Genomic DNA, 15076 nt, shown 5'->3' on the forward strand with positions numbered 1-15076 from the left:
TTTGTATCTGTGATTTAGTTATTTATCTGCCGATGATAAACGGACTTTCTATTCAAATAACTCTTGGTGAAGCTTTTGAATCGCTAACTTAGACACAGATTCATCTAGCAAGAAGCATAGGTTGTGTGGGCTTGCTCCGTAACAAATCATGCGTAGGTTGAAATCTTCTAGAGTGCCGAATACCTGCTTTGCATAGCCTTTGCTTTCACTCATGTTGTTACCAATAAGTGCAACAAGGCATAGGTCGTGTTCAATATCGACAGAACATAGCTCTTCAAGCTCAAGGCGAGCGGCTTCGGGTAACTCTGGAGCACCACCTGATGTGTCTGTTTGATCGAGAGTGAGTGACACACTGATCTCTGAGGTAGTGATAAGATCGACCGAGATCTTATGTTTAGCAAGGATCTCGAACACTTTTGCCAAGAAGCCATAAGCATGGAACATGTTAGCGCTACGTAACGTAACCATAGTTTGGTTGCAGCGTAGGGCAAGCGCTCTAAATAGAGGAGAGCTCTCAACTTCTTGACGAATCCAAGTACCACCTAATTCTGGTGCTTTAGAAGAGCCGACAAATACCGGGATTTGGTGACGTAGTGCAGGTACTAGAGTCGATGGATGCAAGATCTTCGCACCAAAGTTTGCCATTTCCGATGCTTCACTAAAGCTGATCTCAGGGATAGGAGAAGCTTTAGGTGCAATACGAGGGTCAGTGGTGTAGATACCCGGAACATCCGTCCAGATTTCTAAACCAATCGCCTGTACAGATTCAGCAATCAGTGCTGCTGAATAATCACTGCCTCCACGCCCTAAAGTCGTGGTGTTACCTTCGCTATCTGCACCGATAAAACCTTGAGTAACGACAACCTGTTGCTGGCACAGTGGAATCAATTTCTCTTTTGCTAAAGCGGCAATATCTTCTAGTTGAGGTTCTGCTTTACCAAAATCGTCATTGGTGCGCATCACATCTCTGATATCAAAGCGAACAGCAGGAGTGCCTCGTTCAGAGATGATTTGAGCTAGGATGTGTGTCGACATCAACTCGCCACAGGCGACAAGGTGATCAGTCAGCTTAGTGCTTGTTTGGAATGATGCAGCCTCTGCAGCGCTCGCAATGTCATCAAGAATACTGTGAACTTCTTTTTCGATGTTGATTGGGTCTGCGAGTTGGTCAAGAATTGCGTTATGAATGTCTGCTAATTGCGCCATTAGTTCCTGACGACGAGCTTTGTCTGGAACACCGTTTGCCAGTTCAACTAGCAAGTTAGTGACGCCAGAGCATGCACTACTCACGACCAGTTTCGTGTTTGAGTTGTTTTCAATAATGGCAGCACAACGGCTCATTGCTTCAAAGTTGGCAACACTTGTACCACCAAACTTAGCGACATTAAAAGAACCAGCTACATTAGATGCACTCACGATATATCTCCCACGACTTCCTAAAATAAAATTACGGTTGGGTAATCCAACGTCCGATGTTTTTCGAAGAGAGTTTTAGAGCAAAAAGAGAGGAATTATTAGAATAGTAACCTCAGAAGCTCTTCACCATATAGAAATGGCGACAGTTGACGGGATTCAGCCCGCTCAACCGACAATAAAGGTCCTGCATCCTTTTATTATCTCGGCACTGCTCCCCATAAATGTTTTGTATTGGAAATGCGGTTCCACAAAACATCTGCCTGGGCAGTGCTCCTCTTCTGCTAGATAGCCGTTTCATTGAACGTTTTTGTGGTAACAATGTCAATCCGTAACTTGAGATAATTGGAAAATAATTTTAACAATTATGTGACAGTGGTTTGACCTCAATACTTATGGCTAATTGCTGAGGTAATCAATTTGCTTTAGGGTGGATTGTTCACAACATTAACGTAAGGGATGTACATGTCTAATTTAACACTCACTACTGCTATCGAGAGCTTTTATCCGCCACACCGAACGTTAATGGGACCTGGTCCTTCTGATATCTCGCCTCAAGTGCTGCAGGCTTTGAGCCGTCCAACCATAGGTCACCTAGATCCGCTGTTTATTGCGATGATGGATGAACTGAAACAGCTTCTTAAATACGCTTTCCAGACTGAAAACGAATTTACGATTGCCGTTTCTGCACCGGGTAGTGCGGGTATGGAGACCTGTTTTGTTAACTTGATTGAACCAGGTGAAAAGGTGATCGTTTGTCGTAACGGTGTCTTCGGTGAGCGTATGCGAGAGAATGTTGTGCGTTGTGGTGGTGAAGCGATCCTTGTTGATGACGAGTGGGGCAAGCCCGTTTCCGTTGAAAAGGTAGAAAAAGCATTGGCAGAAAACCCTGATGCTGTTGCTGTCGCTTTTGTGCATGCAGAGACGTCTACCGGAGCCTTATCTGATGCTCAAGCTATCTCGGCTATTGCTCGTCAGTTTGATGCCTTGACGGTTGTTGATGCAGTAACCTCGTTAGGTGGTGTGCCATTGCTGGTTGATGAGTGGCAGCTTGATGCGGTTTATTCGGGTAGCCAAAAGTGTCTGTCTTGTGTGCCAGGGCTATCTCCGGTGACCTTCTCTCAACGTGCTGTTGATAAAATGAAAGCCCGCCAAGCTCCCGTACAAAGCTGGTTCTTGGATCAAAGTTTAGTTTTAGGTTATTGGAGTGGAGAAGGCAAACGTAGTTACCACCATACTGCACCTGTGAATAGCCTCTATGCTCTGCATGAGTCACTGGTTTTGTTGAAAAATGAAGGTCTGGATAATGCTTGGTCGCGTCATTATGCGATGCATCAAGAGCTTAAGGCTGGCGTAGAAGCTTTGGGGTTAAAATTTGTGGTTGATGAAGAGAGTCGCTTGCCTCAACTGAATGCGCTTTATTTCCCAGAAGGAATCGATGAAGCTAAAGTTAGAACGCGGCTTTTAGAAGAGTACAACCTTGAGATTGGCGCTGGGCTTGGGTCTCTGGCTGGTAAAGCGTGGCGTATTGGTTTGATGGGTTATGGTGCTCGTAAAGAGAACGTCGCACTGTGTCTAAAAGCGCTAAAAGATGTATTAGAATAATTAACCGTAAAATTCGAAAGAAAAGCGCACGAGAGATCGTGCGCTTTTTTTTGTGCCTAACTTAAGCTCCTACTAAATAGTGCTTGCGTTGCGAATTCTTAACATTATTCAGCAGACGAAACGTTATCTTCTGCCTGTGACACTTTCTTATACTGAACCTTTGAAAAATCTCTGTTAGGGAACAAAAATTTCGCTTCGCTGCGGATTTGTTCCGCTTTACTTTCCTCTCCGAGCCCTTGATAAGCAAGAATCAAATTACTGTAGAACGCGGGTCTTGGTTTGTTCTTTATTATTTCCAAAGACCAATCAACATAAGGCTGAATAAGGCTCGGATCAGCTTTGTAGAGCCCAATGTTGAGATACGTGCTGTACACATCCCAATCATAGCGATCTTTCCATGCTACAGGGTTCGTCACTTGCTTAAGAATATCTGGGTTCTTCGGCTTAGATTGTTCAAATTGAGTCAGCACATAATTGGTATGCAGCGCGCTCAACATATAGAAACTCACCAAGATCGGAATCACTAAGCTCGACACTCTAAATAGGGTTTTACTGACGATACTAAACGACTGTTGATAGTGCCGAGAAGAGCGTTGATCAACCCAGTAAATCAAAATGATAAAGGTGATCCAGTGAATTGCAGAGTGGTAAAATGGATACTCGAGCTGAGAATGCAGGAGTATGGGTATAAATAGCGCGAGCAGTGCTAGACGAGTTCCTTTAGCCGAACTGGCTATACGTGACATCACCAGCACCGCAGCAATCAATATACCGATGATTGGTACTATCCCGCCCTCAACGCCCCAAAAAAGAAACTCATTGTGAGGGTGATCCATGGATGGAAGACCGGGATGATAATTCGAGTTAAGTTGATGTTGGCGAGCCGTATATAAGGTGTATTCAGATTCAAACTTCCCGTAGCCATAACCTGTAAATGGCTTTTCTATCATCATGTCTAACGCTTGTGGGAAGGTATAGGCTCTTGGGCTTTCTAAATTGGTTCTTTTGCTCGCGAGACTATCCGTTGTGCTCAGGTTAATAACCGTAAACGCAACAGCGATACCGACTACTACTGACGTACACCATCCGTAAAATCGCTTCTTAGTCGAAAATTTGTATAGGTAAGGCAGAATGCATATCAACCCTATTACCGCTGCCAACCAACCCGTTCGTGATGCAATAATAATTAATAGCGGTACGGTTAAGGTTGGAGTTAAATAAAGTAAAATCGACTCGCTAATCTTGTGGTTATATTTCGCGGGTTGTCTCGCAAGAAGATAAGCAGAAAGCACAAAGCCAGTGGCTAGGAAGCTGGCCATAACATTGGGTTGTTGGAAGATCCCGTAAGGTCGATTAGCTGCAGTGTTGTAGCCAAATGGGTTTCCTGGCTCTAAGGCAAAATATTGTACATAACCAAACAACGCTTGAATGACGACAGCGAGTACAATGAACCACAATATACGTTGCTTGTGTTTATTGCTGAATTTAAATTGCTGGAGGACGACGAATAACGCAAAGCCTGCCCACAATCCAAGCAAGCGCCCTGATGCCCCTTGAGGTGATGCGTTGCTGTAAAGGATGGGTAGCGTAAGTATGATGCAGCTAACCAGTAAACCAACGGTTAGCTTGGAATATTTGAGCACTCGGTTAGTCGCTAGCTGATAAAAGCCAATCGCTAACGTAAAGCTTAGTGCTAACCAAGTCATAGGGTTAAAGGATAAAGCTAGGCCAGAGCCCCCAGGATTAGGCATGAAAAAATGCATAGCTAATAAGAATACGACAGCTAAAGAAGCGAGAAAGGCTTTATTTAGTGGTAGCTGAGTTATCTGATTTTCTAGCTGGGTACCGCTAGTATGTATTGTTGCCATAAATCCCTAACCTTATAAAAACAGAGCTTGTTCCTTTTGAAACAAGCTCTGTTACTTTAACATTTTTCTGTCTGCCCGCAGGGAGCTATTTTACACCTACTTCAAATTTAACATAGGCTTAAGGAAGCGAGCAGTGTGTGAACCTTCGACTAACGCCACATCTTCAGGTGTACCTTCTGCAACAATCTCACCACCACCTTGACCACCTTCGGGGCCTAAATCTAGGATCCAATCTGCGGTTTTGACGACATCTAGGTTGTGTTCAATCACAACAACCGTATTTCCGTGATCACGTAGCCTGTGTAGAACCGTGAGTAGCTGCTGAATATCATGGAAATGAAGGCCAGTAGTTGGTTCATCTAGAATGTATAAGGTTTTTCCTGTATCTCGTTTAGATAGTTCACGTGCAAGTTTTACACGTTGTGCTTCACCGCCGGATAAGGTTGTTGCTGCTTGCCCAAGACGGATGTAAGAAAGACCAACATCCATCAGTGTTTGCAGCTTACGAGCGATAACAGGAACAGGGTTGAAGTATTCACGAGCATCTTCCACTGTCATCTCTAGAACTTCGTCAATGGTTTTGCCTTTGTAGCGAACTTCTAAAGTTTCACGGTTATAACGCTTACCTTTACACACATCACAAGGCACATATACATCGGGTAAGAAGTGCATCTCTACCTTGATTACGCCATCGCCCTGACAAGCCTCACAACGACCACCTCGAACGTTAAAACTGAATCGACCTGGCTTGTAACCACGAGAACGTGATTCCTGAGTGCCTGCGAATAATTCTCGGATAGGGGTGAAAATACCGGTGTAGGTCGCAGGGTTTGATCTTGGTGTACGACCGATAGGGCTTTGATCTATGTCGATTACCTTATCAAAATGCTCTAACCCTTTAATCTTTTTGTGCTGTGCCGGAACCGCCGTCGTAGCGCCGTTTAATTGAGTGTGGGCGACTTTAAAGAAGGTATCGTTGATAAGCGTTGATTTACCCGAACCTGATACACCCGTAATACAACTGAACAAGCCAACAGGAATTGTCGCGGTGACATTCTTTAGGTTGTTCCCCGTTGCGCCAACGATTTCTACGACCTTTTTCTTGTCGATAGGCGTTCTCTTTTCAGGAACTGCAATCTCTTTAGCACCGCTTAGGTATTGGCCGGTTAAAGAGTTCGGGTTTTCGATGATGTCTTGCATGGTGCCTTCTGCAACCACGTGTCCACCATGAACGCCAGCACCCGGACCGATATCGATAACATGGTCAGCACAACGGATTGCGTCTTCATCATGTTCCACTACAAGTACCGTATTGCCTAAGTCTCTCAAGTGTACCAAGGTTTGCAGTAGGCGTTCATTATCACGCTGGTGGAGGCCAATCGATGGCTCATCCAGTACATACATAACACCAACCAAGCCTGCGCCTATTTGGCTCGCCAAACGAATTCTTTGCGCTTCACCACCAGACAGCGTTTCTGCACTGCGTGATAGGTTAAGGTAGTTCAAACCAACGTTAACCAAGAAATGCAGGCGATCATTGATCTCTTTCATTACTTTATCGGCGATCTGCCCACGTTGACCGTCTAATTTCAACTCTTGGAAAAACTGCAGTGCATCGGCAATGCTGAGTTCAACGATTTCTGGTAGTGTTGTATCACCGATGAAAACATTTCGCGCTTCTAATCTCAGGCGAGTACCACCACAGCTAGAACACGATTTTGTTGAGATGTATTTGGCAAGATCTTCACGTACTGCGCTAGATTCAGTATCGCGGTAACGGCGCTCTAAGGTATTTAAAATCCCTTCGAATGGATGACGCTTAACTCGAATATCACCTCGGTCATTGATGTACTTGAATTCCACTTCAGTACGACCTGATCCCTTAAGAATGATCTCTTGAGTCTTTTTAGGTAGAGAATTAAATGGCGCATACAGATCAAAACCATAATGGTCTGATAACGACGTTAGCATCTGGAAATAGTAGTAGTTCTTTTGGTCCCAACCTTTAATCGCACCTTCTGCAATACTTAGGTTTTCATCTAAAATCACTCGGCTTGGATCAAAATATTGTTGAACCCCAAGTCCATCACACGTACCACAAGCACCTGCCGGGTTATTGAATGAGAACAGGCGAGGCTCAAGCTCCTGCATGCTATAGCCACACTTAGGGCAAGCGAAGTTTGCAGAGAATACGATTTCTTCTTGCTCTACGTCATCCATCCAACCGACTACGGCGATGCCACCAGATAGCTCTAATGTTGTCTCAAACGATTCAGCTAAACGCTGTTGAAGATCTGGGCGGACCTTAAAGCGATCAACGACAACTTCTATGGTGTGCTTCTTGTGCAGTTCAAGGGTTGGTGGATCGGACAAGTCACAGGTTTCCCCATCAATTCGAGCGCGGATAAAGCCTTGAGCGGCTAAGTTTGCAAGCGTTTTAACATGCTCACCTTTACGCTCTTTAACGATCGGCGCTAGCAGCATCATTTTTGAGCCTGCAGGTAACTCTAGTACCTTGTCTACCATTTGACTGATAGTTTGCGCGGCAAGAGGGATATTGTGATCAGGACAGCGCGGCTCACCAACACGAGCATAAAGGAGTCTTAGGTAATCATAGACTTCAGTGATGGTGCCAACCGTTGAACGAGGGTTGTGAGAGGTCGACTTTTGTTCTATTGAGATAGCAGGAGACAAACCTTCAATGTGGTCAACATCCGGCTTTTCCATAAGGGATAGAAATTGACGAGCATAGGCTGACAAAGACTCAACATAGCGACGCTGCCCCTCGGCATAAAGGGTATCAAACGCAAGTGATGACTTCCCTGAACCTGATAATCCGGTGATAACCGTCAGCTTATCACGAGGTATGGTTAGGTTAATGTCTTTGAGGTTATGCGTACGAGCGCCTCTAATTTCTATTTTATCCATCTCAATAGACCATGTAATTTTAAGTGGCTAAAGTATTACATAGAGTGAGATTTGTGCAAAGTTTTACTGGATAAAAAAACAGTAAACAAAAAGGGCGACTCAAAGAGCCGCCCTTTTTAAAATCAGTAACGCGAGTTATTAACCCGCCGTTATGCTTCTTTTTGTGTCGAGTGTTTACCTAGCTCGACTTGCTGCTGATCTTTCTTGTATAGGTTCTCAAAGCAGTAGTTGGTAGCTTCGATGTAACCTTCAACACTACCACAGTCAAAACGTTGACCTTTAAATTTGTAAGCCAATACACAGCCAGCTTTTGCTTGTTTAAGCAATGCATCGGTAATCTGAATTTCGCCGCCTTTACCTGGTTCAGTCTGTTCGATCAATTCAAAGATATCTGGAGTCAGAATATAACGACCAATGATCGCTAGGTTGCTAGGTGCAGTGCCTTGCTCTGGCTTCTCTACCATGTCATCGACACGGAAAAGGTCATCTTTAATCATTTCACCAGAGATAACACCGTACTTATGAGTCTCTTCTTCAGGAACTTCTTGTACAGCGACAATAGAACAGCGGAACTGCTTGTATAGTGCAACCATTTGAGCCAGCACGCCTTGTTGCTCGTTAACACAAAGGTCATCAGCTAGTACAACGGCGAATGGTTCATCACCTACCAGTTCGCGACCAGTCAAGATAGCATGACCTAGGCCTTTCATTTCACGTTGGCGAATGTAGGTGAAGTTTGCCGCTTCAATCGTTTCACGGATATTAACCAATAGGTCTTCTTTATTGGTGCCGCTGATCTGGTGTTCAAGTTCGTAGTTTTTATCAAAGTGATCCATGATCGAGTGCTTACCACGGCCAGTAACGATACACATTCCATCCATACCAGCTTCGATAGCTTCCTCTACACCGTATTCAATCAGAGGTTTGTTTACTACAGGCATCATTTCTTTGGGCATTGACTTAGTCGCAGGTAAAAAACGTGTACCGTAGCCAGCTGCCGGGAAAAGGCACTTTTTGATCATGATAAGACCCTTTATCTATAATAATTATTGATTCAACCTGAGTGGTTGATATTTCTGAGGGCAACTCTAGCACAAGTTATGTCGAAAATTCAGCAACAATGCTTATGGTTTATTAGAGCTTCCCTCAAAATTATCGTCAGTTAAAGAGGCGGATCAATTATGCAAGTAAGTTCTGATTAGCCCATGCAATCGCTTGAACCCTATTTTTGACCGCCAACTTACGGAATATCTGATAAAGGTGAGATTTAACCGTGAACTCGCTAATAAACAAATCATCGGCGATTTGTGTGTTTGATGATCCTGATTGAAGGCAGCGAATCACTTGGATCTCACGAATGGTTAAATCAACATTGGTTGGAGTCGTGTTGGTATTAACCATATTGCGGTAATAAAACAGCAGTTGATTGGTTACCTTTCTTGGCAGCCAGTTATCGCCATCAATGACTTCTTGAAGACCACGAGCAATCTTGTCTTTTTGCTCGGTATTGTAAAAGAGCCCTTTTAGAACCCCATAGGTAAGAAGCTCTGAGGTTGGAAGTTGCTGAGGGACATTGAATACGATGATCTCATTGTTTTTCCACATAACAGTCAGGTTAGGACAATTAATCAGTAGTTGTGGAACCTCTTTGTAATCGACGAGCAAGATTCGGTTGCTCTGCTTTCTATCAACTAACATTAATTCGTCGGGCGTCATGCGGTAGAGAATAATAGATAAGTGTTTTTCTATCTCTTTTACATGTAGATAGGTGTCGTTTGGATCGATGCACAGAAAATGCAAAGTGCGAGCGTATCGAGATTTTCTCATTGAAACGTCCTGTTTAGGGGGAATTAGATTCCACGTTGTCATGCAGGCTTTCGCTTCTCTAGCGCATTAATAGTGACTTGCGTTGAATATCAATTATCAAAGTAAATGAGTGGTTTGTAAGTGGAGAAAAAAGCAACATCGCTCTGAATATCATGATTTGTTACGTTTTTATTCTTTGTAGTGAGGAGAGAATAGGAATGCGATTTATCACTGCAGAAAAGCATGCTATTCTTGTGCGCTAAAATTTTCTGAGACTATGAATTTAGACGGAGCAAATCATGGCTAGCCGTGGAGTTAACAAAGTTATATTAGTGGGTAACCTAGGTAATGACCCTGAAATTCGTTACATGCCTAATGGCGGCGCGGTAGCGAACATTACCATTGCAACGTCAGAGTCATGGCGTGATAAAGCAACTGGCGAACAGCGTGAAAAAACAGAATGGCACCGTGTTGCTCTGTTTGGCAAGCTAGCTGAAGTTGCTGGTGAGTACCTACGTAAAGGTTCTCAAGTTTACATTGAAGGTCAACTTCAAACTCGTAAATGGCAAGATCAAAGCGGTCAAGATCGCTACACAACAGAAGTGGTTGTTCAAGGCTTCAACGGTGTAATGCAAATGCTTGGCGGCCGTGCTCAAGGTGGTGCTCCTGCTCAAGGTGGCATGGGTAACAACCAACAGCAAGGTGGTTGGGGTCAGCCACAGCAGCCACAACAACAGCAACAACAATACAGTGCTCCTGCTCAACAGCAGCCAAAAGCACCTCAACAAGCTCCTCAGCAGGCTCAACCTCAATATAATGAGCCACCGATGGATTTTGATGATGACATCCCATTTTAGGCCCTGTTTTTAATATATTATAAAGACAGTATCAAATTGGAAAAAGCCGCGTTCATCGCGGCTTTTTGTTACCTACAATTCTTAACGCTTTGTTTACAACGTCAATTTATAGTATAAGTAGCAATACGGTATAATGTGAGTTGAAAAGGATTTCGTTATTCATGAGATATACCCCGACACTAAAATTGAGCACTCGATTGGTCGCGTTTGTCACCGTAATAGTGATCAGTGCTATGTTCATTCTTTTTATTGGTGGCACACTTTCTTTTAAGCGTATTGGACAGGAATATTTAGACCATTATTTGGTCGGTATTGTCGACGTTGTAGATAAAGAGATGGAAGACCCTGACGCTGCGTATTCAATGCAGCGCTGGATGCCTAAGATGTTGCAGGCGAGCAATATTGTTGAGATGAAACTCTCGAACAAGACCGGCATCGTCTATCGTTTCAAAGATACCTCCCCACAAATTGATCCCAATCGCTTGTATGAGAAAAGCTTCATTTTAGAGCGTAATGAAGGTTATCGAATCGAATTTAAAGCGCTTCCTCCTTACATTGGCTACAACTACTCAATGGAAGCAATGTGGTCAATTACTTTGGCTGTGGCATTGGTCCTTTTCTGCCTTGCTCGTGGTGTCCGATGGCTAAAAGAGCAATTGATGGGATCCGAAATGCTCGAAGAGCGAGGCAGAATGATCCTTGCGGGGCAAGTTGAAGCTCATGCAAAAGGAGATGAGCGAGAATGGCCGTATACCGCAAGCGAAGCCTTAGATGTATTGATAGAAGAGCTGAAAGATGCTCGTCAAGAAAGAAGCCGCTTTGATACTTTTATCCGCACTCATACTTTTCTAGATAAACTCACAGGCACAGCCAATCGAGTACTCTTTGATAACAAACTTGAATCAGCCTTACATGAAAGTGGTGCTCGAGGTGGCGTATTACTAATACGTATCGACGAGTGGGAACAAGTTTGTGATGCTAATGATAAGCAAACCACTGACAGCTTTATTATTGAAGTCGGTGAAGTACTGTCGAATATCGTTCAGCGTTACCCCGATGTCATTTTTTCTCGTTATTATGAAGCCGACTTTGCGGTGTTTATTCCTCATCAGGGCGCAAAGGATATTGCGACCTTGGCCGCTCAGTGTTTAAGGCAGTTAGATAAGCTAACCCCGCCAGAGCCTTTGGAATCCGATAACTGGTGTCATATCGGTGTGACCATGTATACCGAAGGTGAGCGTCACAGCCAGATCATGGATGAAACGGAAACGGCATTAAAGAGTGCTCAGTTAGAACGTATTAATAACTGGAGCCGTTACCCGAAAGAGAATAAGAATGAGCTTGATAGAGGCAGTGTTCGTTGGAGGACATTGCTTGATAAAGCGCTGCTTCCTGAAAATTTAGTAATCTTTGCTCAGCGATGTTATCTTATGCTGGAATCTGGTCAAGCTAATGAATTACATAGAGAAATATTTACTAGAATTCAGGATCCTGACAAAGGTTTATTGAAATCGTCTCGATTTATGCCTGCGGTAGAGCAAGTGGGTTACCAAGCTCAAATGGACCAATCGGTTCTAAAGGTTGTGTTGAAATCTCTGAAAGAGTCAACTCAATCGATTAACTATTCGGTGAACCTGAATGTTACCCCATTTGCTAATAAACAGCACTTTAAGTGGTTTAGGAGTGAGCTGCTACAGCTCTCTGCTCAACACCGCTCTCAGCTTGCGTTTGAGTTTCCAGAAGGGCACTTGATCGCTCATCTTGATTATATGAGACCGGTGGCAAAGATGCTGCGGGGTTTAGGGTGTAAGGTTGTGGTCGGCCAAGCCGGGCGAACCATTGTTAGCACTCACTATATAAAGGACTTGAAGGTTAATTATATTAAGCTTCATCGAAGCCTAATAAAGAAAATCGATCAAAGGCATGAGAACCAACTGTTCGTCCGAAGTTTAATTGGGGCGTGCGGTGATTCTCCGACTCAAGTTATTGCCGTTGGAGTCGAGACAAAACAAGAAAAAAACACCTTGATAGAGTTAGGCATTAACGGCTATCAAGGGAGGTATTTCGACGAAGAGCAACAAATTATCCCTTTGCCTAATCAAGGTGAAAAGGCCGCGAAAGCGGAATCTGTTGTCAAAGTTGGACGAAGAAATCGATGGCGTAAGAGTAGTAGTTAAGAATGAATTTTAAAGCGATTTTAGACAAGATAAAGCCAACGAATAATAAAGGTAGCTCGCAAGTTGTCCTGTTGGGCAATGATGCCATTTATATTTCATCGACAGAACAAGAACCTCAAGTAACCAGTATTTCCGTGGTGAATGGGGATTGGGAGAGTGCACTAAAAAAATCGCTTAGCAGTGAGGCGTTTACCAGTAATAGCCTCCAACTGATTGTCTGTGCAAACTACTACCAAACATACCAAATTGATAAACCGGACATTCCTGAGAATGAATGGTCGGTAGCACTGCCTTTTTTACTCAAAGATCTTGTTTCAGAAAGAGTCACTGAAATTACCGCGAGTGCAGTCGCGTTACCGACCTCGAACAAGCTGCAAGTATACGTTTTGCCTAAAAAGCTGTTAGACAAGCTTTTGAATATAGCTAACTCTGCTCAGGTTGAATTAGTAGGCGTTGCTCCTGAAGATGAAATCTGGGGTTACAGTGCAGGCGAGCTGTCTAATTTCATTCTTCTACAACGTAGCGTCAATTCACACTTTAAGTTGGGTGCGTTTGTCGAAAATACCGTTTGTTTTCAAAGAACAATCCGCAGTGTTGTTCCTCCTTTAACGGGCGTTGCATCAAGTGCTCTGCAGTTAGATGGACTCGCGTTAGAGCTTCAACGCTCGATTGATTACCTTTCTTCGCAAATTAAAGGTACTCAGCTTCATCAGCTTAAAATCTGTTGTGATGAAGAAGATGAAGCTGAGTTACAAAGTGCCTTAAATAGTACATTGAGCTCGACAGTTTCATTGTTGGTTGAAGGTGAGCGTGATAATTCAGAGAGTTTGTTGGTTAAACTCGCCGCTGAAAAAGAGACTTTTAAGGTCAATCTTTACCCAGAACACCTTAAGCCTAAAAAAGAATATTTTACGCTGACCAATGTTGTTGCGAGTTGGGGGCTAGTTTGTGTTTTGCTGCTTGGTGGTTATTTCGCGATGCAGTATCAAGTTTCTAATCTAGATGAAAATCTAACAGCCCTGCAACAAGACTCGAATCAACTTAACAAGCAAGTTAACCAATTGAATAGTAAGTTAACTCAACATAAACCGTCTCCAGAGAAAGTCGCGGCTGTTGCGCGTCTCAAACGTGAGACTGAGGCTAAAAAAGAGGCTTTGAAGGCTGTTGGACAATACGACGAATCCCAACAAGTCGGGTATTCTGGCGTCATGAATTCCTTAGCTAAATTAGGCCGAAATGACATCTCTCTTTCGCACATCTACATGACACACGATACGTTAGATCTTAGTGGCTTGGCTCGTAACGCAAATGTCGTTCCTAACTGGATTGGTCAGTTCAAAAGTGAGCTTAATTTAGTCGGACGCACTTTTGAAAAACTAAAAATTGGTCGTAATGATCAGGATGTGGTGACGTTCGAACTAAGTACTCGTCGGGAGAGTAAATAATGCATCAGTGGAACCAACTGAACGATAAGTTTCTTGCATTAAGTCAAAGAGAAAAATGGCTACTTTTCGTGTGTGGTTTTATTGGCCTATCCATGTTGTTGTTCACCTTATTAGTTGAGCCAGCGTATCTCGACCTACAAGCGAAAAATGCCAAGGCGACGAGTCTGACTCAATCAAACCAAAGGCAACAAGGTGAGTTACTTGTTCTGCAAGCTAAATTAAACAAAGATCCAGACAAAGAAATTAATCGAGAGTACAAAAAGCTGCTGGTGGAGAGTCAAGATCTCTCACTTCAGCTTTCTCAGATTGTCGATGGATTAATCACGCCTTCTCAAATGTCACAGTTACTGGAGAGTGTTCTTAACGCCGGTAATGGACTAAAGCTTGAGTCGCTAGAGTCATTAAAACCAGAAGCGATTTCGAACAATAAAGAGACCAGTGAATATTCAGGCTACTTTCTTCACCCTGTAAGAATGGAGTTGACCGGCAGTTACTTTGATATCTCAGCTTACCTTCAAGCACTTGAGTCTCTGCCTGTGAGCTACTACTGGCGCACATTTGAATACTCAGTCGAAGAGTATCCCAAAGCTCGACTGGTGTTCGAGGTTTACACATTAGGTACCAGACAGGAGTTTATCGGTGGTTAGAACTCTTTTGTTGTCCTTGCTATTGAGTAGTTCCTTTGTGTGGGCTGAGCAAGATCCAACGGCGCCATTAGGTTGGCTTTCACCTCAACAGAAAACTGCGCCTGCTAAGAAAGCACCAACTCGTTATCGCTTACCTTCTTTAGAAAGCATCGTGTGTAAGGGAGATACGCCTTGCTATGCGATTATGAATGGTCAGATTCTCGGACAAGGAGAAACGATCAGAGGGTATCGAGTTAAGAACATTGATCCAGAATACGTCACTCTGCAGAGAAGCTCTAAGCAGTGGAAATTAGAGATGTTCTCTTTAGATGTTAAGAATAATTAAGGTTA

General features: G+C 43.6%; 11 protein-coding genes. 6 read left to right on the forward strand and 5 right to left on the reverse strand.

Annotation, left to right across the window (positions count from 1 at the left end; all coding sequences use genetic code 11):
• Positions 1-48: 48 nt before the first annotated feature.
• Positions 49-1416, reverse strand: coding sequence for a lysine-sensitive aspartokinase 3 (gene lysC, locus ITG09_01935; protein ID UPR52432.1), 1368 nt, complete (start codon positions 1414-1416; stop codon positions 49-51).
• 462 nt (positions 1417-1878) lie between these two features.
• On the opposite strand from lysC, the gene ITG09_01940 reads away from it, so the two are divergent.
• Complete coding sequence (locus tag ITG09_01940; GenBank protein UPR52433.1) at positions 1879-3018, forward strand: alanine--glyoxylate aminotransferase family protein; 1140 nt, start codon at positions 1879-1881, stop codon at positions 3016-3018.
• A 104-nt stretch (positions 3019-3122) separates the two neighbouring features.
• Here the strand turns inward: ITG09_01940 and ITG09_01945 are convergent, their stop codons facing one another.
• The 4 genes from ITG09_01945 to ITG09_01960 all read right to left on the reverse strand — a co-directional run bounded on the left by ITG09_01945 (position 3123) and on the right by ITG09_01960 (position 9641).
• The gene (locus ITG09_01945) at positions 3123-4886 is read right to left on the reverse strand and encodes a PglL family O-oligosaccharyltransferase (protein ID UPR52434.1); all 1764 of its coding nucleotides are present in this window, start codon (positions 4884-4886) and stop codon (positions 3123-3125) included.
• Between the two features lie 96 nt (positions 4887-4982).
• Positions 4983-7814, reverse strand: coding sequence for an excinuclease ABC subunit UvrA (gene uvrA / locus ITG09_01950; GenBank protein UPR52435.1), 2832 nt, complete (start codon positions 7812-7814; stop codon positions 4983-4985).
• A 149-nt stretch (positions 7815-7963) separates the two neighbouring features.
• Positions 7964-8836: a UTP--glucose-1-phosphate uridylyltransferase GalU gene (gene galU / locus ITG09_01955; protein ID UPR52436.1), complete on the reverse strand. Its 873-nt coding sequence runs from the start codon at positions 8834-8836 to the stop codon at positions 7964-7966.
• 157 nt (positions 8837-8993) lie between these two features.
• Positions 8994-9641 (reverse strand): DNA-binding response regulator, encoded by a 648-nt coding sequence (locus ITG09_01960; protein UPR52437.1) that lies wholly within the window; start codon positions 9639-9641, stop codon positions 8994-8996.
• A 278-nt stretch (positions 9642-9919) separates the two neighbouring features.
• Between ITG09_01960 and ITG09_01965 the strand changes: the two genes are divergently transcribed.
• From ITG09_01965 to ITG09_01985, 5 genes are all read left to right on the forward strand, one after another.
• Positions 9920-10477, forward strand: a complete 558-nt coding sequence (locus ITG09_01965) for a single-stranded DNA-binding protein (protein ID UPR52438.1) — start codon at positions 9920-9922, stop codon at positions 10475-10477.
• A gap of 161 nt (positions 10478-10638) precedes the next feature.
• Positions 10639-12654 carry an RNase E specificity factor CsrD gene (gene csrD / locus ITG09_01970; GenBank protein ID UPR52439.1) on the forward strand — a complete coding sequence of 672 codons (2016 nt, stop codon included), beginning with the start codon at positions 10639-10641 and terminating at the stop codon, positions 12652-12654.
• Positions 12655-12656: 2 nt separating this feature from the next.
• Complete coding sequence (locus ITG09_01975) at positions 12657-14099, forward strand: MSHA biogenesis protein MshI (GenBank protein ID UPR52440.1); 1443 nt, start codon at positions 12657-12659, stop codon at positions 14097-14099.
• Positions 14099-14746 (forward strand): type 4a pilus biogenesis protein PilO, encoded by a 648-nt coding sequence (gene pilO, locus ITG09_01980; GenBank protein ID UPR52441.1) that lies wholly within the window; start codon positions 14099-14101, stop codon positions 14744-14746. Before ITG09_01975 ends, pilO begins: the two co-directional genes overlap by 1 nt.
• The gene (locus tag ITG09_01985) at positions 14739-15071 is read left to right on the forward strand and encodes an MSHA biogenesis protein MshK (protein ID UPR52442.1); all 333 of its coding nucleotides are present in this window, start codon (positions 14739-14741) and stop codon (positions 15069-15071) included. Before pilO ends, ITG09_01985 begins: the two co-directional genes overlap by 8 nt.
• Positions 15072-15076 lie beyond the last annotated feature (5 nt).

The sequence above is a fragment of the Vibrio cyclitrophicus genome, assembly GCA_023206055.1.
In the GTDB taxonomy this organism is placed as follows: Bacteria; Pseudomonadota; Gammaproteobacteria; order Enterobacterales; family Vibrionaceae; genus Vibrio; species Vibrio cyclitrophicus_A.

What these genes read in the sequence shown, in the direction of transcription:
- ITG09_01940 (UPR52433.1), top strand. Translation starts at nt 1,879, where the DNA reads ATGTCTAATTTAACACTCACTACTGCTATCGAGAGCTTTTATCCGCCA.
- ITG09_01945 (UPR52434.1), bottom strand. Translation starts at nt 4,886, where the DNA reads ATGGCAACAATACATACTAGCGGTACCCAGCTAGAAAATCAGATAACT.
- uvrA (UPR52435.1), bottom strand. Translation starts at nt 7,814, where the DNA reads ATGGATAAAATAGAAATTAGAGGCGCTCGTACGCATAACCTCAAAGAC.
- galU (UPR52436.1), bottom strand. Translation starts at nt 8,836, where the DNA reads ATGATCAAAAAGTGCCTTTTCCCGGCAGCTGGCTACGGTACACGTTTT.
- ITG09_01960 (UPR52437.1), bottom strand. Translation starts at nt 9,641, where the DNA reads ATGAGAAAATCTCGATACGCTCGCACTTTGCATTTTCTGTGCATCGAT.
- ITG09_01965 (UPR52438.1), top strand. Translation starts at nt 9,920, where the DNA reads ATGGCTAGCCGTGGAGTTAACAAAGTTATATTAGTGGGTAACCTAGGT.
- csrD (UPR52439.1), top strand. Translation starts at nt 10,639, where the DNA reads ATGAGATATACCCCGACACTAAAATTGAGCACTCGATTGGTCGCGTTT.
- ITG09_01975 (UPR52440.1), top strand. Translation starts at nt 12,657, where the DNA reads ATGAATTTTAAAGCGATTTTAGACAAGATAAAGCCAACGAATAATAAA.
- pilO (UPR52441.1), top strand. Translation starts at nt 14,099, where the DNA reads ATGCATCAGTGGAACCAACTGAACGATAAGTTTCTTGCATTAAGTCAA.